The 21775-nt window shown below is 68.8% G+C and carries 20 protein-coding genes; 10 read left to right on the plus strand and 10 right to left on the minus strand.

Annotation, left to right across the window (positions count from 1 at the left end):
• Positions 1–38 precede the first annotated feature (38 nt).
• The 3 genes from BM175_RS06780 to ychF all read left to right on the plus strand — a co-directional run bounded on the left by BM175_RS06780 (position 39) and on the right by ychF (position 2680).
• A complete protein-coding gene (locus tag BM175_RS06780) occupies positions 39–701 on the plus strand; it encodes a 50S ribosomal protein L25/general stress protein Ctc (RefSeq protein WP_090961039.1) in 663 nt (220 codons plus the stop codon).
• A 90-nt stretch (positions 702–791) separates the two neighbouring features.
• The gene (pth, locus tag BM175_RS06785; RefSeq protein ID WP_090961042.1) at positions 792–1508 is read left to right on the plus strand and encodes an aminoacyl-tRNA hydrolase; all 717 of its coding nucleotides are present in this window, start codon (positions 792–794) and stop codon (positions 1506–1508) included.
• A 68-nt stretch (positions 1509–1576) separates the two neighbouring features.
• Positions 1577–2680, plus strand: coding sequence for a redox-regulated ATPase YchF (ychF, locus tag BM175_RS06790; protein WP_090961045.1), 1104 nt, complete (start codon positions 1577–1579; stop codon positions 2678–2680).
• A gap of 26 nt (positions 2681–2706) precedes the next feature.
• Here the strand turns inward: ychF and BM175_RS06795 are convergent, their stop codons facing one another.
• The 6 genes from BM175_RS06795 to BM175_RS06820 form a co-directional block, all read right to left on the minus strand.
• The gene (locus BM175_RS06795; protein WP_139224577.1) at positions 2707–4491 is read right to left on the minus strand and encodes a GGDEF domain-containing protein; all 1785 of its coding nucleotides are present in this window, start codon (positions 4489–4491) and stop codon (positions 2707–2709) included.
• 142 nt (positions 4492–4633) lie between these two features.
• Positions 4634–5596, minus strand: a complete 963-nt coding sequence (locus BM175_RS06800) for a cytochrome c1 (protein ID WP_090961310.1) — start codon at positions 5594–5596, stop codon at positions 4634–4636.
• Positions 5597–5619: 23 nt separating this feature from the next.
• Positions 5620–6918, minus strand: coding sequence for a cytochrome b (locus BM175_RS06805; protein WP_090961050.1), 1299 nt, complete (start codon positions 6916–6918; stop codon positions 5620–5622).
• Between the two features lie 19 nt (positions 6919–6937).
• On the minus strand, positions 6938–7498 hold the full coding sequence (gene petA, locus BM175_RS06810) for a ubiquinol-cytochrome c reductase iron-sulfur subunit (RefSeq protein WP_090961052.1): 561 nt from the start codon (positions 7496–7498) through the stop codon (positions 6938–6940).
• Between the two features lie 207 nt (positions 7499–7705).
• A complete protein-coding gene (locus tag BM175_RS06815; protein WP_090961055.1) occupies positions 7706–9586 on the minus strand; it encodes an ABC transporter ATP-binding protein in 1881 nt (626 codons plus the stop codon).
• Entirely contained in the window at positions 9583–11475 is a 1893-nt protein-coding gene (locus BM175_RS06820) for an ABC transporter ATP-binding protein (RefSeq protein ID WP_090961058.1), read from the minus strand. Before BM175_RS06820 ends, BM175_RS06815 begins: the two co-directional genes overlap by 4 nt.
• A 140-nt stretch (positions 11476–11615) precedes the next feature.
• On the opposite strand from BM175_RS06820, the gene BM175_RS06825 reads away from it, so the two are divergent.
• Positions 11616–12083, plus strand: a complete 468-nt coding sequence (locus tag BM175_RS06825; protein ID WP_090961061.1) for a tRNA (cytidine(34)-2'-O)-methyltransferase — start codon at positions 11616–11618, stop codon at positions 12081–12083.
• Complete coding sequence (locus BM175_RS06830; protein ID WP_090961064.1) at positions 12080–12514, plus strand: NUDIX domain-containing protein; 435 nt, start codon at positions 12080–12082, stop codon at positions 12512–12514. Before BM175_RS06825 ends, BM175_RS06830 begins: the two co-directional genes overlap by 4 nt.
• On the opposite strand, the gene BM175_RS06835 is transcribed toward BM175_RS06830, so the two are convergent.
• Positions 12483–12731, minus strand: a complete 249-nt coding sequence (locus BM175_RS06835; RefSeq protein WP_090961067.1) for a hypothetical protein — start codon at positions 12729–12731, stop codon at positions 12483–12485. The two genes, BM175_RS06830 and BM175_RS06835, sit on opposite strands and share 32 nt — an antisense overlap.
• A gap of 192 nt (positions 12732–12923) precedes the next feature.
• Between BM175_RS06835 and hemF the strand changes: the two genes are divergently transcribed.
• Positions 12924–13835 carry an oxygen-dependent coproporphyrinogen oxidase gene (gene hemF / locus BM175_RS06840; RefSeq protein WP_090961070.1) on the plus strand — a complete coding sequence of 304 codons (912 nt, stop codon included), beginning with the start codon at positions 12924–12926 and terminating at the stop codon, positions 13833–13835.
• Positions 13836–14118: 283 nt separating this feature from the next.
• Entirely contained in the window at positions 14119–14298 is a 180-nt protein-coding gene (locus BM175_RS06845; RefSeq protein ID WP_090961073.1) for a DUF1059 domain-containing protein, read from the plus strand.
• 80 nt (positions 14299–14378) lie between these two features.
• On the opposite strand, the gene BM175_RS06850 is transcribed toward BM175_RS06845, so the two are convergent.
• Genes BM175_RS06850 through BM175_RS06860 form a run of 3 tightly spaced genes read right to left on the minus strand, consistent with a single transcriptional unit; the run spans position 14379 to position 16802 of the window.
• Positions 14379–15611 carry a CCA tRNA nucleotidyltransferase gene (locus tag BM175_RS06850; RefSeq protein WP_090961075.1) on the minus strand — a complete coding sequence of 411 codons (1233 nt, stop codon included), beginning with the start codon at positions 15609–15611 and terminating at the stop codon, positions 14379–14381.
• A complete protein-coding gene (locus BM175_RS06855; protein WP_090961078.1) occupies positions 15608–16234 on the minus strand; it encodes a CoA pyrophosphatase in 627 nt (208 codons plus the stop codon). Before BM175_RS06855 ends, BM175_RS06850 begins: the two co-directional genes overlap by 4 nt.
• Positions 16227–16802 carry a DUF1285 domain-containing protein gene (locus BM175_RS06860; protein ID WP_090961081.1) on the minus strand — a complete coding sequence of 192 codons (576 nt, stop codon included), beginning with the start codon at positions 16800–16802 and terminating at the stop codon, positions 16227–16229. The genes BM175_RS06855 and BM175_RS06860 overlap by 8 nt, the downstream gene beginning before the upstream one ends.
• A 183-nt stretch (positions 16803–16985) precedes the next feature.
• On the opposite strand from BM175_RS06860, the gene BM175_RS06865 reads away from it, so the two are divergent.
• Genes BM175_RS06865 through BM175_RS06875 form a run of 3 tightly spaced genes read left to right on the plus strand, consistent with a single transcriptional unit; the run spans position 16986 to position 21773 of the window.
• Entirely contained in the window at positions 16986–17996 is a 1011-nt protein-coding gene (locus BM175_RS06865; protein WP_090961084.1) for an AAA family ATPase, read from the plus strand.
• A 4-nt stretch (positions 17997–18000) separates the two neighbouring features.
• Entirely contained in the window at positions 18001–18915 is a 915-nt protein-coding gene (locus tag BM175_RS06870; protein ID WP_090961087.1) for a DUF58 domain-containing protein, read from the plus strand.
• Entirely contained in the window at positions 18915–21773 is a 2859-nt protein-coding gene (locus tag BM175_RS06875; protein ID WP_090961090.1) for a DUF4159 domain-containing protein, read from the plus strand. Before BM175_RS06870 ends, BM175_RS06875 begins: the two co-directional genes overlap by 1 nt.
• Positions 21774–21775 lie beyond the last annotated feature (2 nt).

Genomic DNA, 21775 nt, shown 5'->3' on the forward strand with positions numbered 1-21775 from the left:
GGAGCGGCAACCTCTGAACGAAAACAAGGATTGAAACCATGAGCGAGAGCTACACGGTCAAGGCCGAAGCGCGCGAGAAGGTCGGCAAGGGGGCCGCCAGACATCTCCGCCGCAACGGAATGGTGCCAGCCGTCATCTACGGCGACAAGCAGGAGCCCCTGCCGATCGCGGTCCCCTACAAGGAGACCTTCCTCAAGCTGCACGGCGGCGGCTTCCTGACGACGGTCATCACGATCGACGTCGGCGGCAAGCAGATCAAGGTCCTGCCGAAGGACTACCAGCTCGACGTCGTCAAGGACACGCTGACCCACGTCGACTACCTGCGCGTCTCCGACCGCACGGAAGTCACGGTCCGCATCCCGGTGCATTTCGAGAACGAAGACGCCGCGCCGGGCATCAAGGCCCAGGACGGCACGCTCAACGTCGTGCACCACGACATCGAAGTCGTCTGCGCCGCGCAGTCGATTCCGGAGGGCTTCACGCTCGACCTGACCGGCCTCGAGATCGGCGACGCGGTCTCCTCGTCGGCCCTCAAGCTGCCGAAGGGCGTGCGCCTGACCACGGACGAGGAGTTCGTGATCGCCACGATCGTTCCGCCGATGGCCGAGGAAGTCGACGAGCTCGACGCCGAGACGCCGGAGACGGAAGTCATCGAGCAGACCGACGCGACCGCCGAGGACGAGCCGAAGACCGGCAACTGATCGACGAGCGGCGGACGGAGCTTTTCGTCCGCCGCACCCTGATGGGCGGGTTCGGGTTCTCTCGACCCCGGATCGCTGGAGGACGGGCACATGCTCATCATGGTGGGCCTCGGCAATCCCGGCGCGCAATATGCCGGCAACCGGCACAATATCGGCTTCATGGCGGTTGACGAGATCGCCCGCACGGGCGGCTTCTCTCCCTGGTCGAAGAAGTTCCACGGCGAGATCGCCGAGGGCTCGATCGCGGGCCGGAAGGTGATCCTCCTGAAGCCTCTCACCTTCATGAACGACAGCGGACGCTCGGTGCAGGCGGCTGCAGCCTTCTACAAGATCCCGCCCGCCGACATCGTCGTCTTCCACGACGAACTCGACCTGCCGCCCGGCAAGGTGCGCGTGAAGACCGGGGGCGGTCACGGCGGGCACAACGGGTTGCGCTCGATCGACGCGCATCTCGGCAAGGAGTACCGGCGCGTGCGCCTCGGGATCGGGCACCCCGGCTCCAAGGAGCGCGTCAACCCGCATGTCCTCGGCGACTTCGCCAAGGTAGACCGCGACTGGCTGGAGCCGATGCTGGAGACCGTCGCGCGCAACGCGCCGTCGCTGGTCGCGGGCGAGGACGCCGTCTTCATGAACAAGGTGACGCTGGCCACCGGCGGCTCGGAGGAGCCGGCGGGCGCCAAGGGCGGCGCCGGCAAGGCGAAGGGCGAAAGCCACGTGCGCCAGGCCCGCCCTACCGAGACCCATGCGGCCACCGGGCCGATGGCGGGCATGTTGCGCCGCCTGCTCGGTGGCGGCGACCCGAACTGATCCCTTTCCTCCGGCAGGCCAGCCGTCCGGCGGTCCGCCCTCCCCTTCAGACCTGAGGCAGAACCACCATGGGCTTTCGCTGCGGCATCGTCGGACTTCCCAATGTCGGCAAGTCCACGCTCTTCAACGCTCTGACCAAGACCGCCGCGGCGCAGGCTGCGAACTACCCGTTCTGCACGATCGAGCCGAATACCGGCGACGTCGGCGTGCCCGACAAACGCATGGCGCCGATCGCCAAGATCGGCAAGTCGGCTCAGATCATCCCGACCCGCATCACTTTCGTCGACATCGCCGGCCTCGTGCGCGGCGCCTCGAAGGGCGAAGGGCTCGGCAACCAGTTCCTCGCCAACATCCGCGAGGTGGACGCGATCGTCCACGTCCTGCGCTGCTTCGAGGACGACGACATCACGCATGTCGAGGGTCGCATCGACCCGGTGGCGGACGCCGAGACGGTCGAGACCGAGCTGATGCTCTCCGACCTCGAGAGTCTGGAGCGCCGCATCGTCGCCGCGCGCAAGAAGGCGCAGGGCAAGGACAAGGAAGCGCTGGCGCAGGTGCCGGTGATGGAAGCCGCGCTCGCCAAGCTGCAGAACGGCGAGCCCGCGCGCACGCTGCTCGCGACGCTCGACGCCGACGACCGCCAGCAGCTTCGCAACCTCAACCTCCTGACCTCCAAGCCCGTCCTTTACGTCTGCAACGTGGCGGAAGCCGATGCGGCCACGGGCAACCGGTATTCGGAAGCGGTCGCGGAGATGGCGAAGCGTCAGGGTGCGCGCAGCGTCGTGATCTCGGCCGCGATCGAGGCGGAGATCGCGCAGCTCGGCGAGGACGAGGTCGGCGAGTACATGGGTGCGATGGGCCTCGACGAGCCCGGCCTCGACCGCCTGATCCGCGAGGGCTACGCGCTTCTCGACCTCATCACCTATTTCACGGTGGGCCCCAAGGAGACGCGCGCCTGGACCGTCAAGCGCGGCGCGAAGGCCCCGCAGGCGGCCGGCGTCATCCACACCGATTTCGAGAAGGGCTTCATCCGCGCCCAGACGATCGCCTACGACGATTTTGTCGGACTCGGCGGCGAAGTCGCGGCGAAGGAAGCCGGCAAGGCGCGCGACGAAGGCAAGGAATACGTCGTCCAGGACGGCGACATCATGCTGTTCAAGTTCAACGTCTGACGCGCCGAGCCGGTGCGCCGCCGGCCTCAAGCCGCGGCGATCCGGCTCCTCGCCGTCTTCGGCTCTGCAGTGGGCTTGGCGAGGCCCGCGATCGTCGCGTTGCTGAGGCGCACCCGGTTCCGACCGGCCGCCTTGGCTTCGTAGAGCGCCTTGTCGGCGACGCTGAACAGCGTCTGCCACGAGGCGACGGGGCCGGCCTCGTTGGCGAGGCCGAAGCTCGCGGTGATGCGGATCGGCCCGGCGCTGGTCTCGACCACCAGCCCTTCGATCTCCTCTCGCAGCTCTTCCGCAAAGGCCAGCGCGTCCTCGGCGCGCTCGGATCGCAGGACGATCGCGAATTCCTCGCCCCCGTATCGCGCCGCGATGACGTCCGCATTCGCCCGGCGCCGCAGAAGGCTCGAGAACGCCGCGAGAACCTCGTCCCCGGCCCCATGGCCGTGGGTGTCGTTCACGACCTTGAAATGGTCGATGTCGCCGAGGATCGCGGTGAAGTTTCGCCCGCCCCCCGCAAATTTCTCGAGACGCACGAAGAGGCCGCGACGGTTGGGCAGCGCGGTGAGTTCGTCCGTTTCAGATAGCGTGCGCAGTTTCTCGGCGAGGACGGCGCGCTCCTCCTCCAGCACCATCCGCTGGCGGTCGCGCGCCTCCAGGGTCTCGAGTGCGTTGTAGAGGCTCTTCACCGCCAGCACCGAGCCGTCGTAGCGATCGCGGCGGATCGGGCGGCGCTCGCACAGGGCGAGGATCTGGTCCCGCACGCCGAAGAGGGGCCGCAGCATCTGGCGGTAGAGAACCCATGCCGCCGTCGCGGTCATGACCAGGATCAGGACGGCAAGGGAGACGACGAGCTTCATCTGGATCAACGTCGACTTCTGGATCTCCACGGCCTCGTTCATCATCGCATCGACGTAGAGGTTGCGCATGCGCAGGATCGGCAGGGTCGTCGGCGCGTAGACCTCGGAAATACGCTTGGCGTGTTCGGTGGAATTGAGCGGCCGGCGCGAGTAGGTCTCGATCGCACGGACCAGGAAGGGAAAGCCCTTGCCGAAATAGACCGAGCGGATCTCTTCGTGCGCCTCCCGAAGGCGGGGGGAGCTCGGTCCGAATTCCAGCTGCGACACGCCGACATCCCAGAGCGCCAGGATGCGCTGCTGGACGCGCATGCTGGTCATCACCGCCTCCGGCGGGATCACTTCCGACCACTTGAGCGCAGGCATCACCTCGGACGGCAGCCGGGTCGCGGACTCGTAAAGAGCGCCAAGGAGTCGTGCGACGTTGACGCGGCCGGCGAGGTTCTCGTCGGCCTGGATCACGCGCTGCGCCGTCTTGTCGACGAAGGGGACGAAGGTCTCTGAGATTGAGGACATGCCGCGCGCGACGCGCAGTTGCAAGCTGATCTGCCGGTCCTTGACGGGAAGCGCGAGAAGCGCGTCGGCACCGCGACGCTCGTCGCGCAGAAGCGCCGTCAGGAACTTGAAGTTGACGCTGTCGCGCAGCGTCGTCGCCTCGACACCAGCCCGGAAGCGATCGAGGGCGCGATCCGTGTCGCCGCGTGCCGCTCGCAGTTCGTTGGTGGTGGCGACGGCCTCGCCCGGCTCCTCGCCCAGGGCAAGCTCCAGCGGGCGGCGTTCCTTGGTGATGGCCGTAGCGGCGGCGGTCGCGAGTTCGAAAAGCTGGAGTTCCACCAGCGACGCCCCGGCGCGCTGGTTCTGGTCGAGCACGCCGCGCAACGCGATCGAGCCGATGATCATGCTCGCCGAAAGGGCGATGATGGAACTGATGCGGATGAGATCGAATGACGGAAGCCGGAACATCGCGATCCCCATGAGACCTGCGAAGCCTAAACCACGAATGATGAAGGTTCCCTCAACCGCAGGTCATCATCCTTGGAAAGCAATCCCCAAAAGACAAGGGGCCCGAAGGCCCCTTGAATGTGGTTGCGACACTATCAAACGATCAGTGCGGCGTGTCGGCCCAGACGCGACGCTTGACGAGATAGAGCATGATCGCGAAGCCGATCAGGAAGATCATCACCACGAAGCCCGTCGCCTTGCGCTCGACGAGGTGTGGCTCGGCCGTCCACATCAGGAAGGCCGAGACGTCGCGCGAATACTGCTCCATCGTCGCCGGCGCGCCATCGTCGTAGGTCACCTGCCCGTCGCTGAGCGGCGGCGCCATCGCGAGCGCAGGGCCCGAGATGAAGTGCGGGTTGTAGTAGGTTCCCGGCTGGATGGTGACGTTGGCCGGAGCCTGCTCGTAACCGGTCAGCAGCGCGTGAATGTAGTCCGGTCCGCCTTCGGCGTACTGGCTCCACGGGAAGATATCGAGAAGGAACCGCGGGAAGCCGCGCTCGACCGAGCGGGCCTTGGCGATCAGCGACAGGTCCGGCGGATGGGCTCCGCCGAGAGCCGCAGCGGCCGCTTCCGGGTTCGGATAGGGCGAGGGCAGGCGGTCGGAGGGAATGCCGGCGCGCTGGAACATCTCGCCCTGCGCGTTCGGCGCCGGATCGGTGATCTGGTACTCGGCCGCGAGCGCCCGGACCTGCTCGTCACTGTAGCCCAGCGCCGAGAAGTTGCGGAACGACACGAGGTTCATCGAATGGCAGTTCGAGCAGACCTCCTTGTAGACCTTCAGGCCGCGCTGCAGCTGCCCGAGATCCCAGTGCCCGAACGGTCCGGCGAAGGTCCAGGAGAGCTCGGCCGGCTTCTTGAGCGGATAATGCGGCGTGGCATGCTCGCCACCCGCTTCGCCGCCATGCCCTTCGGCGACGGCCTGTTCGGTGCCGCGCGTGGCGTCCGGCGCCTCGCCCGGCGCGTCCCCGACGATCTGACCGGCGGGGGCGGCCGGCTCCTGCGCCCGGCCAAGGGCCGGGCTCATGACGACGCCCGCGACCAGAAGGGCTGGAAGAAGCTTTCTCATTGCAAGGTCCATGGGTCGCTTCGTCAGCCTTTGGTTTCGGGAGAGGCGGTGGCGCCAGCCGGCACCCCGCGTGCGGCGCCGCGCTTGGCCAGCACCGCCTCCGTGATCGAGTTCGGCAGCTTCTTCGGGGTCTCCACCAGGCCGAGGACCGGCAGGACGATGAGGAAGTGCGCGAAGTAGTAGATCGTGCCGATCAGAGAGAGCGTCGGGTAGATGCCTTCCGCCGGGCGCGAGCCGAGCCAGCCGAGCAGCACCGCGTTCACCGCGAAGATCCAGAAGAAGATCTTGTAGATCGGGCGGTAGGCGGTGGAGCGCACGCGGCTGGTGTCGAGCCAGGGCAGGAAGAACAGGATGATGATCGAGCCGAACATCACCAAAACGCCGCCGAGCTTGGAGTCGATCGGGCCGATGTTGAACGTGATGGCGCGCAGCATCGCGTAGAACGGCAGGAAGTACCACTCCGGAACGATGTGGGCCGGCGTCTGCAGCGGGTTGGCGGGAATGTAGTTGTCGGGATGGCCGAGATAGTTCGGCATGTAGAAGACGAAGTACGAGAAGAACGCGAGAAACACGACCATCGCGAACCCGTCCTTGATGGTCGCGTGCGGCGTGAACGGCACGGTGTCCTTCGGGGACTTGATCTCGACGCCGGTCGGGTTGGTCTGGCCGACCACATGCAGCGCCCAGATGTGCAGGATCACGACGCCCGCGATCATGAACGGCAGGAGGTAGTGCAACGCGAAGAAGCGGTTCAGCGTCGCGTTGTCGACCGCGAAGCCGCCCAGGAGCAGCGTCTGGATCGGACCGCCGATGCCGGGGAAGGCGGTGAAGAAGCCGGTGATGACCGTGGCGCCCCAGAAGGACATCTGGCCCCAGGGCAGGACGTAGCCCATGAAGGCGGTGGCCATCATCAGGAGGAAGATGATGACGCCGAGGATCCACATGATCTCGCGGGGCGCCTTGTAGGAGCCGTAGTAGAGACCGCGGAAGATGTGGATGTAGACGGCGATGAAGAAGAACGAGGCGCCGTTGGCGTGCATGTAGCGCAGCAGCCAGCCCCAGTTGACGTCACGCACGATGCTCTCGACGGACTGGAACGCGATGCCGGAATTGGCCGCGTAGTGCATCGCCAGGACGACGCCGGTCAGGATCTGGATGCCGAGGAACAGAGCCAGGATGCCGCCGAACGTATAGGCGTAGCTCAGGTTGCGCGGAACCGGGAAGACGACGAACGAATCGTAGAGGAGCCGGGGCAGCGGCAGGCGGGCATCGAGCCAGCGCATGACGCCGTTGTTCGGCACGTAGGAGGACGGACCACTCATGTTCTCTGTGCCTCTCGCCTCAGCCGATGCGGATGGTGGTGGGATTGGGGAAGGAGAACAGCGGCACCGCCATGTTCTCGGGTGCCGGACCCTTCCGGATGCGGCCGGCCGTGTCGTAGTGCGAGCCATGGCACGGGCAGTACCAGCCGTCGTAGTCACCGGACTGGCCGAGCGGGACGCAGCCGAGATGCGTGCACACGCCGACCATCACGAGCCACTGCTCCTGGCCCTCTGCGGCGCGGTTGACGTCGGTCGCCGGCGCGTCTGCCGGCAGGTTGGCGTTGCGCGCGACGGGATCCTTGAGGTCCGACAGCGAGACGCCTTTGCCTTCCTCGATCTCGGTCGGGGTGCGCTGGCGGATGAAGATCGGCTTGCCGCGCCACTTGGCGGTGATCGACTGGCCGGCCGCGATCTGACTGATGTCGACGTCCACCTGCGCCAGCGCCAACGTCGCGGCATCCGGGTTCATCTGGTCGATGAAGGGCCAGACGGCCGCGGCGGCACCGACGACGCCGGCCGCCCCCGTCGCGATGTATAGAAAGTCCCGGCGAGTGGGTTCGCTGCTGTGATCGACGCTCACGGAGAAATGCGCTCCTTCAGGGCCAGCGCACCGATGCGGCGCGCCTGCCTCAGTCCCAACACGACCTCGCGGAGCACACCGAGCGCCGGAGCGACCGCGCCCTCCCCTAGAGCCGTTTCGGCCGCGATTTCTAAGCGCCCACTTGGAACTTGTCCAGACTGTGGCGACGCTTCGGGCGGTTATGTCGCTTGGAGAACACGCATCCGACTATTCCGCCGCCGCCGGCAGGAAGCCACCTGACTGCCGGGCCCAGAGCGAGGCGTAGAGCCCGCCGCGGCGTACCAGGTCGGCATGGGTTCCCTCCTCGACAATGCGGCCGGCATCGATCACCACGAGACGGTCGAGACGGGCGATGGTCGACAGGCGATGAGCAATGGCGATCACCGTCTTGCCCTGCATCATCTCGCCGAGATTATCCTGGATCGCCACCTCGACTTCCGAATCCAGCGCCGACGTCGCCTCGTCGAGGACGAGGATCGGCGCGTTCTTCAGGAAGACGCGCGCGATGGCGATGCGCTGACGCTGGCCACCCGACAGCTTGACGCCGCGCTCGCCCACGAACGCATCGAGACCTTCGCGCCCGTTCGGGTCGCGCACCGTCCGGATGAAGCCGAGCGCGTCGGCGCGCCGCGCGGCCGACAGGATTTCCTCCTCGCTGGCATCGGGGCGACCATAGGCGATGTTATCGCGGATCGAGCGGTGGAAGAGCGAGGTGTCCTGCGTGACGACGCCGATCTCCCGGCGCAGCGAGGTCTGCGTCACGCCGGAAATATCCTGCCCGTCGATCAGGATCGAGCCGCGCTCGACGTCGTAGAGGCGAAGGAGGAGGTTGACGAGCGTCGTCTTGCCGGCGCCCGAGCGCCCCACGAGTCCGACCTTCTCGCCCGGCCGGATCTCAAGCGAGAAGTTCCCGATGACGCCCTTCCCCTTCCCGTAGTGGAAGGTCACGTCGCGATACTCCACAGCCCCGCCGGCCGGCTGGAGCGCGGGCGCATCCGCGCGATCGAGGAGCGCTGGAGGCTTCGAGACGATGCCGACCGCATCCTGGACCGTGCCGTAGTTGCGCACGAGGCCGTTGATATTGAACATCATCCAGCCGCTCATCTGATTGAGGCGTAGGATAAGGCCGAGCGCGGTCGCGACATCGCCGGTCGAGGCGGTGTTCTGCATCCAGGAGTGCAGAACCAGCGCGCCGATCGCCGTCATCATCAGGCCGTTGAGAACGGCCACGGCGGTGCGCACGGCGGTGATCGCCCGCGTCAGCGCGCGGATCGCCTCGACGAAGCGCCGGAAGCCGTCGAGCACGAAAGTGTCCTGCCGCCGGCCGGGATCGAAGAGTTCGACCGCGAGGATGTTGGTGAAGCTGTCGACGATGCGTCCCGACATGACGGAGCGCGCCTCGGCGCTCTCGCGCCCGGCGCGCCGGATGCGCGGCAGGAGATCCCGCACGATCCAGCCGTAGCCGATCGCCCACAGGAACAGGACTAGCCCCATCCACGGGTCCATCGCGCCGAGGATGGCGACCGCCAGAAGCGTGAAGGTGATAAAGCTCCAGAAGGTCTGAAGCGTCGTGACGATGAAATCGCCCGTCGCCTCGCCGACCTGCTGCACCTTCTGGGCGATGCGCCCCGCGAAGTCGTTCTGGAAGAAGGTGTAGGACTGGTCCATCAGCCGCCGGTAGGACTGCCAGCGAATGCGGTTGTAGAGCGAGGGGACGATGACCTGCTGCTCGAGGAGCGAGGCGGCGAAGAGAACGAGGGTGCGAAGGAGGAGCGTCGTGACCGCGAGGGTCACAAGGAGCCAGAAATGGTCGGCGAGCAGCGTGGCCGGCGACGACGAGCCGAGGGCATCGACGACCCGTCCCACCGCGGCATAGAGAAAGGCGTCGACGCCGCCGGTCAGCCCGCCGGTTACGAGAAGCGCCAGGAACGGCCAGCGTGCCTCGCTCGCGAAATGCCAGATGAAGCGGTTGGTCTCCTGTGGCAGCGGTGGCAGCGCGCCGACGCGGCGCGGCTCCGCCCCGTCCGGCTCGACGTCGCCATAGGGATCGATGATGCGCTCGAAGCGGCGCAGCAGCCCGCCGATCATTCGGCCGCGCGCACGCCGGTCGCGGCCGACTGTGGTTCGTCGTCGCCGGCATCGAGGAAGCCGCCGACCTGACGGCGCCAGAGATCGGCGTAGAGACCGCCCCGTCCGATGAGCTCGGCGTGGCTGCCCTCTTCGAGAATGCGCCCCCGGTCGAGCACCACGAGACGATCGAGCGCGGCGATGGTGGACAGGCGATGGGCGACCGCGATCACCGTCTTGCCCTCCATCAGGCGATAAAGATTCTCCGCGATCGCCGCCTCGACCTCGGAATCGAGCGCCGACGTCGCCTCGTCGAGAAGGAGGATCGGCGCGTCCTTCAGCATGACGCGGGCGATGGCGATGCGCTGGCGCTGGCCGCCCGACAGCTTGACGCCGCGCTCGCCGACTTCGGCGTCGAGACCGCGGCGACCTTCGCGATCGACCAGCGCCTCCACGAAGTCCAGCGCTTCGGCGCGGCGCAGGGCGTGGCACACCTCCTCGTCGGTGGCGTCGGGGCGGCCGTAGAGGATGTTCTCGCGGATCGTGCGGTGGAGCAGCGAGGTGTCCTGCGTCACCATGCCGATTGCGGCGCGCAACGAATTCTGGGTGAGGCCCGCGATATCCTGCCCGTCGATCAGGATGCGGCCGGACTGGACGTCGTAGAAGCGCAGGAGAAGGTTGAGGAGCGTCGACTTGCCGGCGCCTGAGCGGCCCACGAGCCCGATCTTCTCGCCGGGGCGGATCGTCAGGTCGAAGTCGCCGACCACGGGACCGGCCGCGCGATGGGGCTTGGCCGAGGCGTAGGCGAAGGACACCTTGTCGAAGCGGACCTCGCCGTCGGTCACCGCCAGCGCGCCTGCACCCGGCGCGTCGGTCAGGGCGATGGGCTGCGTGAAGGTCGAGATGCCGTCGCGGATCGTTCCGACGTTCTCGAAGAGCGCCGAGACCTCCCACATGATCCATTGCGCCATGCCGTGCAGGCGGAGCACGAGGCCGATGCCGACGGCGACCGCGCCGACCGACACGAGGCCGTTGACCCAGAGGCCGATGCCCATCGCGCCGACGCCGAAGAGCAGCAGCGAGTTCAGGAACAGGAGGCAGACGAAGAACTGGGTGATGAGGCGCCCCTGCCCGTAGACGGGCTTCAGGAACAGCCGCATCGCGTCCTTGGCGTAGGTGACCTCGCGCGGGGTGTGGGCGAAGAGCTTCACGGTGCCGATATTGGCGTAGGCGTCGACGATGCGGCCGGTCATCTCGGCGCGCGCATCGGCCTGCCGCTCGGCGACGGCCCCGAGGCGCGGGATGAAGTAGCGCAGCATCGCGACATAGAGCACGAGCCAGCCGACGAAGGGCAGCATCAGCCGCCAGTCGGCGGCGGCGAGCAGCACGATGATGCCGGTGAAATAGACCGCAACGTAGAGGAATACGTCGATCGACTTCATGATCGTCTCGCGCACGGCGAGCGCGGTCTGCATCAGCTTGGTCGAGACGCGTCCGGCGAACTCGTCCTGGAAGAAGCCGAGCGACTGGTCGAGCAGCCAGTTGTGCGCCGTCCAGCGGAAGCGCATCGGCAGGTTGCCGAACAGCGCCTGGAACGAGATCAGTGATTCGAAGAGCGCGAGCCCCGGCAGGACGACGAGGATCACCGCCGCCATCGCGGCGAGGCGCCAGCCCTCGTCGGCAAGGAACGTCTCGGGATTGGCGGCCGAAAGCCAGTCGACGATCGAACCGAGGAAGCCGAAGAGCGAGACCTCGATCACCGCGATGACGCCCGACAGGACGGCCATGCCGACCAGCAGCCAGCGCACCGGTTTGGCGTAATGCCAGACGAAGGGCCAGAACGTGGCGGGCGGGCTCCTGGCCGGGCCCGCGGGAAACGGGTCGACGAGCTTCTCGAAGGTGGCAAACATGGGCATTCCGTTTGGCGCGTCGGGCAAGCGGCACGCACAACGCCCGGTTCGCCTGAAGTGTCGCCAGCATATAGGCCGCGCGACGACGATTTCACGAAGCGGCTGTAGGCAGCCGGTCCGGGCTTGGGTATCGGGAGGGCATGCGCTTGTCCATCGCCCTCTACCAGCCCGACATCGCGGGCAACGCCGGCACGATCCTGCGGCTCGGCGCCTGTCTCGGTCTCGACGTGGAGATCATCGAGCCGGCCGGGTTCGACCTTTCGGACCGGGCGTTGAAGCGGGCGGGCATGGACTATCTCGCCATGGCGCGGCTCATCCGCCACGTCGATTTCTCGGCCTTCGAGACGGTTCGGCGCACGGCGGACCGGCGCCTCGTTCTTCTGACCACGAAGGCCGACACGGCCTATTGCGACGTCGCCTTCCGGCCGGATGACGTGCTCCTGTTCGGCCGCGAGAGCGCCGGCGTCCCCGACATGGTCCACGACCTTGCCGACATCCGCGCGACGATCCCGATGGAAGCGGGCGCGCGCTCCCTGAACCTCGCGGTCAGCGCGGCGATGGTCACCGGCGAAGCCTTGCGACAGTTGCGCTGGAAGGGAACGCCATGAACTTCGACGAACCTCGGGTTGGCACGGGCGCCGCGATCCTTCGCAACGACCGGCTTCTCCTCATCCGTCGCCGCCGCGCCCCGGAGGCCGGCGCCTGGGGCCTGCCGGGCGGCAAGGTCGATCTGTTCGAGACCGCGGCCGATGCAGCCGCGCGCGAGGTGCTGGAAGAAACGGGGCTGCGGATCGCGGCTGGCGACCTCCTCTGCGTCGTCGACCAGATCGACGTCGAGGCAAGCCATCACTGGTTCGCGCCGGTCTACGTCGTGGAGGACGCGGTGGGCGAGCCGTCGATCCAGGAACCGGAGAAGCACGACGGGCTCGACTGGTTCGCGCTCGACGCCCTGCCCGAGCCGCTCACCGCGCCGACGCGGGGCGCCCTGCCCCACCTGAGGGCGCGGATCAGTCGGCGCTCGGAAGGCGGCGCATCGTGAACTCGACCTCGTCGCCGGGCAGGAGGCGCCAGCTTTCGACCTGCGTCCAGTAGGCGGCCTTGGGGTAGCGGGCGAACCACTCGCGCGCCTTGGTCCGCGCTTCCGGGCGCGGCAACGTGAAGGTCTCGCGCACGAAGCTGTCGCGCGGAGCCACTTCGCGCCGTGCGCGCAACTGCCGGCGCAGGCCATCGAGAGGGGGCGGTGGAAGCGGGGCCATCGAACCGTCGCGCTCCTGTTTCGGCGGGCTCCTGTCGCTCCCGAATATAGGCCTTCGGCCACGCGAATTCGAGTCGGATCGGCGGGCCGGCCCCGAACGGATCGCTTCCGAAACGCTCGCGCAACTGCTAGCCAATGCAGGGCAAGCCCGGACATTCCGATTCCGGCCGGGCCGGAAGGATCGTCGCGCGCCATGGAACGTCCCGAACTGCCGCAAGGCCTGCCGGAAAACCTCGACGCCAAGAAGGACGAGGCGAAGGCCTGGTTCGAGGCGTTGCGCGACCGGCTCTGCCAGGCCTTCGAGACGCTGGAGGACGAGTTCGGTTCCGACGAGACGCTGCCGGCCGGCCGCTTCGAGCGCACGCCCTGGACGCGCGGCGAGAACGGCGGCGGCGGCACCATGTCGATGCTGCAGAACGGGCGCGTCTTCGAGAAGGCGGGCATCCACACCTCCACCGTCTATGGCGAACTGTCGGAGGACTTCGCCGCGCAGATCCCGGGCGCTGGCAGCGACCGCAGCTTCTGGGCCTCGGGCATCTCGCTGATCGCCCACACGCGCAACCCGAACGTGCCGGCCGTGCACATGAACACGCGCATGGTGGTCACCACCGGTCAATGGTTCGGCGGCGGCGCCGACCTCACCCCGATGCTGGACGCGCGCCGCACGGCCGAGGACCCCGACACGCGCGCCTTTCACAAGGCGCTGCAGTTCGTCTGCGATCGCCACTCGGGCGTTGCGAGCTATGATCGCTACAAGACGTGGTGCGACGAGTACTTCTATCTGCCGCACCGCAAGGAGCCGCGCGGCGTCGGCGGCATCTTCTACGACTGGCTGCATTCACCGGATGAGGCCGGGGGCTGGGACGCCGACTTCGCCTTCACGCGGGATGTCGGCAAGGCGTTCCTCGTAGTCTATCCGCATCTCGTGCGCCAGAACGCCGGCACCCCGTGGACCGAGGAGCAGCGCGAGGAGCAACTCGTGCGCCGTGGACGCTATGTGGAGTACAACCTCCTGTACGACCGCGGCACGCTTTTTGGACTGAAGACCGGCGGCAACGTCGCCTCGATCCTGTCCTCCCTGCCCCCGCTCGTGAAGTGGCCCTGATCGGTTGGACGGGCGATGAATTTGGGCTTCGCGTCCCTCGCCGACAGCGTCTCTCGCGCTAGTTCCCGTGTGCGGACAAGAATTGGTTAACTTGCCAACAACGTCCTGTTCACAACGCGATCGCTCCTGATAAGGTCCGTGTATCCCGCCCGTCCCATGCGACGGCCGGGTGCTCGCAGGACCGAGGACATCCGCGAACAGACGTGCATTCCGACCGCATGGTTTCGAAGGGCAGGCGGCACGCGCATCCGCGCGGCCGAAGGATCGACCAGGGAGGACTGTGATGTATGAACTCAATTGCCACGGTGTCATTCCAGGCTGCGAGCGCGTGATCCGCGCCGATTCGCAGGCGGAAGTGATGCGCCGCGCCGTGATGCAGGCCAAGCAGCTGGGCGTCGAGACGATCACCCAGCGGCTGATGGACGCCATCCGCGACGGTATGCACGAGAGCGCGAGGCACTGACGCTCTGACGCCATCGGCGCTTCGAGGAATCGTTCGGGCGCGGCTTCATCGACCGATGGAGCCGCGCTTTTTCGTGCGGTTCAGACGAGGTTGAGCAAGGCCTCGCGACCGAGCACGAATCCGCTCTCGGCATAGGCCCGCTTCAGGCGATCGAGCGTGCGCCCGATCTCGGGTCCCGGCGCGACGCCGGCCGCGGCGAGATCGTGTCCGCTGAGCGGAAAAGCCGGCGGCTCGAACCCGGCAGCCGCCTCGAAGCGGGCCGCCAGCAGCGCCACTTGGGGAAGGCGATCGGGATCGCCGGCCGCTGCGGTGCGCTCGGCGCTGAGCGCGAGCGCCAGACGGTCGGCGAGCGCGGTTCGGTCGCCGAGGTACAGCCGGGCCCGGAAGGCGGCATCGCTCTCGCCCGGTGGAGCCTCGCTCATCGCCCAGGCGATGAGCCGGTCGCGATCCGTATTCGACAGACGCAGCCGGCCGGCCATCTCGCGCAGACGCGCGGCGTCCGGCGGCACGATCGCCTCCAAGCGGCGGATCGGGTCGGGCGACCAGCCGTAGAGCGCCTCGGTCTCGACGAGACCGTGGATCGCGTCGATGCCCCACTTCTCCGATTCCGGCAGCACGCGGCTGAGGACACCCGCCTGCCGCATCCAGAGAAGCGCGCGGGCCGGGTCGGGCGCGCCGAGAAGCTTGCGCAACTCGGCCCAGACGCGCTCGGAGGACAGGCGATCCAGCCCCTCCTTCAGCCGCGAGGCCGCGCGCAGGCCGTCGCCATCCGGCCGGCCCCGCCCGTACCACGCGAAGAAGCGGAAGAAGCGCAGGATGCGCAGATAGTCCTCCTCGATCCGCTGGCCGGCGTCGCCGATGAAGCGCAGCGTGCCGCTCTCGATGTCGGCAAGGCCGCCGACGAGATCGAGGATCTCGCCGTCGGCGTCGCAGTAGAGGGCGTTGATCGAGAAGTCGCGCCGGGCGGCATCCTCGGCCCAGTCGCGCCCGAACAGGACCTTGGCGTGGCGACCGTCGGTCTCGACGTCGCGGCGAAGCGTCGTGACTTCGAAGGGCCGTCCGCTCGCGACCACCGTCACCGTACCGTGCTCGACGCCGGTCGGCACGGCCTTCAGCCCCGCCGCCTCGACGCGGGCGATGGTTTCAGCTGGCAGCGTCGTGGTGGCGACGTCGACATCGGTGATCGGGCGGCCCATCAGCGTGTTGCGGATCGCGCCGCCCACCACCCGTGCCTCCTCGCCTCCCGCCGAGAGGCAGGCCAGGATGGTCTGGAGGGCGGGGTCGCGGAGCCAGTCCGCCTCGATGCGCGTCATGATGCGTAGAGCCTTTCATACAGCGTGCGCAGGATGCCCGCCGTCACGCCCCAGATATACCGATCCCCGAAGGGCATCGTGTAGAAGTATCGTGGCTTGCCCTGCCAGACCCGGCTGCCCTTGGCGTGGTTCGCCGCGTTCATCAGGAAGCCGAGCGGTACCTCGAACGCGTCGGCCACCTCCGAAGGGTCCGGCCGGGGCACGAAGGCGGGATCGACGATCCCGACCACCGGCGTGATGCGGAACCCCGTCGTCGTGCGATAGCGCGGCAGGCGGCCGATCACCTCGACCAGCCCGGGGTCGAGGCCGACCTCCTCCTCGGCTTCGCGCAGTGCCGCCGCCTCGACCGAGGCATCGGCGGGATCGACCGAGCCGCCGGGAAAGGCGATCTGGCCGGAATGCTTGCGCAGATGCGCCGCGCGCGTCGTCAGGATCACGCCCGCCTCGCCCGGCCGGTCGACCACGGGAACGAGCACAGCCGCCTCGCGCGCGCCCGCGCCCTCCGACAATTGCGCCCAGTCTGGGTTCAGAACGTGGTCGCCGGTGTCGTGCTCGAGGGCTTCCAGACCGCGGGCCGACAGGCGCGCACGAAGGTCGGCGGCGTCGAACCGCGTCTCAAGCATCGAGTGCCGAGGGCGCGAGCGGCACGGGAAACCAGCTGGAGCCGGACGCGATGCCGGCCTCGCCGCCACGCTCCTCGATCCGCTGCGCGAGGTCGAAAGCGAGCGCGCGCGTCAGCCGCGCTTCCAGCCCGCCACGCACCCGCAGGTAGGGTCGAAAGGCGTCGCCCGCGGCCTCGGCAAAACGCAAGGGGTGCGCGTCGTCGGCCTCCACGACGTCGCCCATGTTCGTGCGAAAGCGCAGGCGGCCCGCCTCGTCGCTCATCTCGACCGCGACGAAAGGAACATCGGCCACGCGGATCGTCAGCTTCTCGGCCGGCGTCACCAGAACGAAGGAACCGTCCACCTCGCGGCGCAGGACGCTGGAGAAGAGGCGGGCCAGTGCCGGACGGTCGATCGGCGACCCCTGGTAGAGCCAGCGGCCGTCCTCGTCGATCGCCATGTCGATCGTCCCGCAATGCGGCGGGTTCCACTGTTCGACCGGCGGAGCGGAGCGGCCGGCGCGCTCGGCGCGCGACACCAGAGCCTCCAGCGAGACCGATGCCGAACTTGTGTCCTCCGACTGAGTCATGATGCAACGTCCCCCGAGGCCGCCGCCCCTTGCCGGGCAGCATCCCGTCTTATTTTGGCCGGGCTTGGCCGTCACCAAATAGTCGCGCATCCCAGCGCTTGCCAGACGACCGCCGCCTCGATTCTATGCGGCTTCTCCCCGTCGTCGGCCGTTCCGACACGACTCATCGAAGGGCCCCGCAGGATGACGATACTCGCCAACACGGAGCCGACCCTCGACGCGCACGCCATGGTGGCCGAGGCCGAGCGCGCGCTGGCCGACATCGCGAAGGCGCGCGAATCCGTCGCCCGCGTGATCTTCGGCCAGGAAAGCGTCGTCGAGCAGACGCTGGTCGCGATTCTGGCCGGCGGCCACGCGCTGCTCGTCGGCGTTCCGGGCCTTGCCAAGACCAAGCTCGTGGAGACGCTCGGCACCGTGCTCGGCCTTGATGCGCGGCGCGTCCAGTTCACGCCCGACCTCATGCCCTCCGACATCGTCGGCACCGAGGTCATGGACCAGGACGAGGGCGGCCGCCGCTCCTTCCGCTTCGTGCGCGGCCCGGTCTTCGCGCAGCTCCTGATGGCGGACGAAATCAACCGCGCCAGCCCGCGCACTCAGTCCGCACTCCTCCAGTCGATGCAGGAATACCACGTGACGGTTGCCGGCGAGCGGCACGACCTGCCCGCGCCCTTCCACGTGCTGGCGACCCAGAATCCGCTGGAGCAGGAGGGCACCTATCCGCTGCCGGAAGCCCAGCTCGACCGGTTCCTGTGCCAGGTCGACGTGCACTACCCCTCGATCGAGGCCGAGCGGCGTATCCTCCTCGCCACCACCGGCGTCGGCGAGGACAAGGCCGTCGCGGTGATGACCTCCGACCGCCTACGCGAGATCCAGACGCTGGTGCGCCGCATGCCGGTGCCGGAAACCGTCGTCGAGGCGATCCTGTCGCTCGTTCGCTCGGCCCGCCCCGGACAGGGCTCGAAGGAGGCCGACACGCACGTCGCCTGGGGTCCCGGTCCGCGCGCCTCCCAGGCGATGATGACCTGCGTGCGCGCCCGCGCGCTCTACGAAGGGCGGCTCGCGCCTTCGATCGACGACGTCCGCGCGCTGGCCGAACCCATTCTCCAGCACCGCATGGCGCTGAACTTCGCCGCGCGTGCCGAGGGCATTGGCGTGCGCGAGGTGATCGCCCGTCTGGCTCGCCAGGCCGGCTGACCGGATGGCGGCCATCGGGCGCATCACCGACGCTGTGACGGGTGGCGAGGCGCTGCATCGCGCCCGCCAGCGCGCGGCGCTCCTGCCGGACCTCCTCGTCGAGGCGCGCCGCGTGTCGGCGTCCGTGGCGACCGGCTGGCATGGTCGGCGGCGGCGCGGCACGGGCGAGAACTTCTGGCAGTTCCGCCCCTTCGTCGACGGCGAGCAGGTGTCGCGCATCGACTGGCGCCGCTCCGCGCGCGACGACAACGTCTATCTCCGCGACCGCGAATGGGAGGCGGCGCAGACCGTCTGGCTCTGGGCGGATCCGTCCCCGTCGATGCTCTACCAGAGCGGCGCGGGACTGGTCTCCAAGGAGAGCCGTGCGCTCGTCCTCGTTCTGGCGCTCGCCGAACTCCTGGCGCGCTCGGGCGAGCGGATCGGCTATCCCGACGTGATGGCGCCCGTTTCCGCACGCAACGCCGCCGAACGCATCGCCGCCGCCCTCCAGACCAACCGGCCGGCGGGCGGCTTTCCCGCGACGGCTCGCTTGAAGCGCTTCAGCGAGATCGTGCTGGTCGGCGATTTCCTCGATCCGATCGACGAACTGACCGAGCGGATCGACCTTCTCGCCCGACAGGGCGTGCGCGGCCATATCGTGCAGATCGCCGATCCCGCCGAGGTCGCCTTTCCCTATTCCGGCCGCACCGAATTCCAGGACCCCGAGACCGGTGCCAAGCTCACGGCCGGGCGCGCCGAGGCGCTGCGCGACCTCTACCGCGACGCCTTCGAGGCACGCCGCCAATATTTCGGCGAGCATTGCCGCCGGCTCGGCTGGAGCCACGTCTTCCACGCGACCGACCGTCTGGCGTCCGAACCGCTCGTGGCGGTGCACGGCCATCTCAGCGGCCAGCCGCAAAGCATGAAGGCGCGCGCCTGATGGGAGCCCTGTCCTTCGGCGCGCCGCTGGTGCTCGCCGGGCTTCTCGCCCTGCCCGCCATTTGGTGGCTGCTGCGCCTCACCCCGCCGCGTCCGCAGACCGAAGCCTTCCCGCCGCTGCGCATTCTGGAGCGCGTCCTGCGCCGCGAGGAAACGCCGGCGCGCAGCCCCTGGTGGCTGACCCTTCTGCGGCTGCTGCTGGCGGCGCTGGTCATTCTCGCGCTGGCGGCGCCGATCCTCAACCCGCGCGAAAGCGCGCTGTCGGGCAACGGCCCCGTGGTCGTGATGCTGGACAACGGCTGGGCGAGCGCGCGCGACTGGGACGACCGGCGCAGCGCGGCCGAAGACCTGATCCGAGAGGCGGGCGAGGCCGGGCGTCCGGTGTCGCTGGTCCTGACGGCCGAAGACGCCGGAAACGATACGGCCCCGGTGGAGGCCGCGACGGCCCTGGAGCGGCTCGCCGCCGCCGAGCCGCGCCCGATCGCGTCCGACCGCGCGGCCGCCGCGACGCGCCTCTCCGCCGTGCTCGGGGGCCAGGGAGGCGCCAGCCTCGCCTATCTCAGCGACGGGCTCGACGGCGGCGGCATGGAGGCGGCGGCCGAGACGCTGCGCGCCCTCTCGCCCTCGCAGGCGATCCTCTACGCCCCGCCGGTCGGCACGCTCGCGGGCCTCACCCGCGCCGAGAACGCGACGGACGCGCTGGTGGTCGATGCCGTTCGCCCCGAAAGCGAGACGGGCCCCGCGACCTACCAGCTTCGCGCACTGGACGCGCAGGAGCGCGAGATCGGCCGCGCGCCCCTCGCCTTCGCCGTCGGCGCGACGACCGCGCAGGCGCGCTTCACCATCCCGGTCGAACTGCGCAACGACGTCGCCCGCATCGAGCGCGACGGCATCAACGACGCGGCCTCCGTTCGCCTCGTCGACGACAGCTTCCAGCGTCGCCGCGTGGCCCTCGTGTCCGGCGAGGCGGCCGACCTCGCGCAGCCGCTCCTGTCGCCGCTCTACTACATCACGAGAGCGCTGGAGCCCTTCGCCGATCTCGTTCGGGCCGGCAGCGCCGATCTCGGCACCGCCATTCCCGCGCTCGTCGAGCAGCGCCCGTCGGTCATCGTGCTGGCCGACATCGGCGTCCTGCCGGATGCGGCCACGCAGGCGCTGAATGGCTTCCTCGAGAACGGCGGCACGCTGGTCCGCTTCGCCGGCCCGCGTCTGGCCGCCTCGACCGCCGAGGATCCGCTCGTGCCCGTGCGCCTGCGCGGCGGGGAACGCCAGCTCGGCGGTGCCCTGTCCTGGTCCGAGCCGCAACGCGTGGCGCCGATCGCCGATGGCTCTCCGTTCGCCGGCATCACCGTGCCCGCCGACGTCACCGTGTCGCGCCAGATTCTCGCCGAACCCTCGGCCGACCTCTCCGACCGGACTTGGGCGAGCCTTGCCGACGGAACGCCGATCGTGACCGCGGCCGCGCGCGGCGCCGGGACGATCGTCCTGTTCCACACGACGGCCGAGGCGACGTGGTCGAACCTGCCGATCTCCGGCGCCTTCGTCGACATGCTCCGGCGCATCGTCTCGCTGTCGCGCGGGGCGGTCGGCACCGACGGCGGGACGGCCGAGACCAGCCTGCCGCCCTACCGCGTGATGGACGGCACCGCGCGCCTCGTGCAGCCCGGTCCGGATATCCGGCCGCTGGTGCTGGCCGACGGCGCCGCGCCCCTTCCCAGCCTCCAGAACCCGCCCGGCCTCTACGGTACGGCCGAAGGATATCGCGCCCTGAACCTCCTCGAAACCGACGCCGTGCTGCGCCCCCTTCCCGCGCTCGACCTCGGCGCGCCCATCGTCACGCGCGCCTACGGCACGGCCGGCGCGACGGACCTGACGCCCTGGCTGTTCGCCGGCGCGGTCGCGCTCTTCGCGCTGGATGCGCTGGCGCTGCTCTGGCTGCATGGTGGCTTCGCGCGTCTGCGCCGCGGCTTCGGGCGCCGCGCGGCGCCCGCCGCACTTGTGCTCGGCCTGTCGCTCGCCGCGGCCATCGGCACTCAGTCAGAGCGTGCGCACGCGCAGGACACCCCCTCCCCCGCCGCCATGGCGACGCAGGGACTGGAAGGGGTCGACGCCGCGCGGGCGATCGAGGCGACTGAAACCACTCACCTCGCCTATGTCGAGACCGGGGACGCCGCGACGGACGAGATCTCGCGCCAAGGTCTCGACGGCCTGTCGCAGTTCATCGCCTCCAAGACCGCGCTCGAGCCCGGCGCGCCGATGGCCGTCGACATCGCGACGGACGAGTTGTCGTTCTACCCGATCCTCTACTGGCCGATCCACGCATCGGCGCCGATGCCGAGCCAGGAGGCGATCAGCCGGGTCGACGCCTACATGAAGCAGGGCGGCACGGTGCTCTTCGACGTGGAGGGCGACGCCATGGGCGACCTGTCGGGCCAGACAGTCTCGGCCGGACAGCGGCGACTGCGCGACATCCTCGCCGACCTCGACATTCCGCCGCTCGAGCCGGTGCCGGCCGACCACGTGCTGACCAAGGCCTTCTACATCATGGACAGCTTTCCCGGCCGGCACACCGGCTCGGACCTCTGGGTCGAGTCGCTCGTGCGCTCCGCCGACGCCGAGGCGCGACCGGCGAGCGCGGGCGACGGCGTCTCCTCGATCATGATCACGTCGAACGATTTCGCCAGCGCCTGGGCGGTCGACGGCAACGGGCTCTTCGTCTTCCCGACCGACAACGCCGATCCGTCGCAGCGCGAATACGCCTACCGGGCGGGGGTCAACATCGTGATGTACGTGCTGACCGGCAACTACAAAGCCGACCAGGTGCACGTGCCCGCCCTTCTCGAACGCCTGGGGCAGTGACG

Source organism: Aureimonas phyllosphaerae (genome assembly GCF_900113065.1).
In the GTDB taxonomy this organism is placed as follows: Bacteria; Pseudomonadota; Alphaproteobacteria; order Rhizobiales; family Rhizobiaceae; genus Aureimonas; species Aureimonas phyllosphaerae.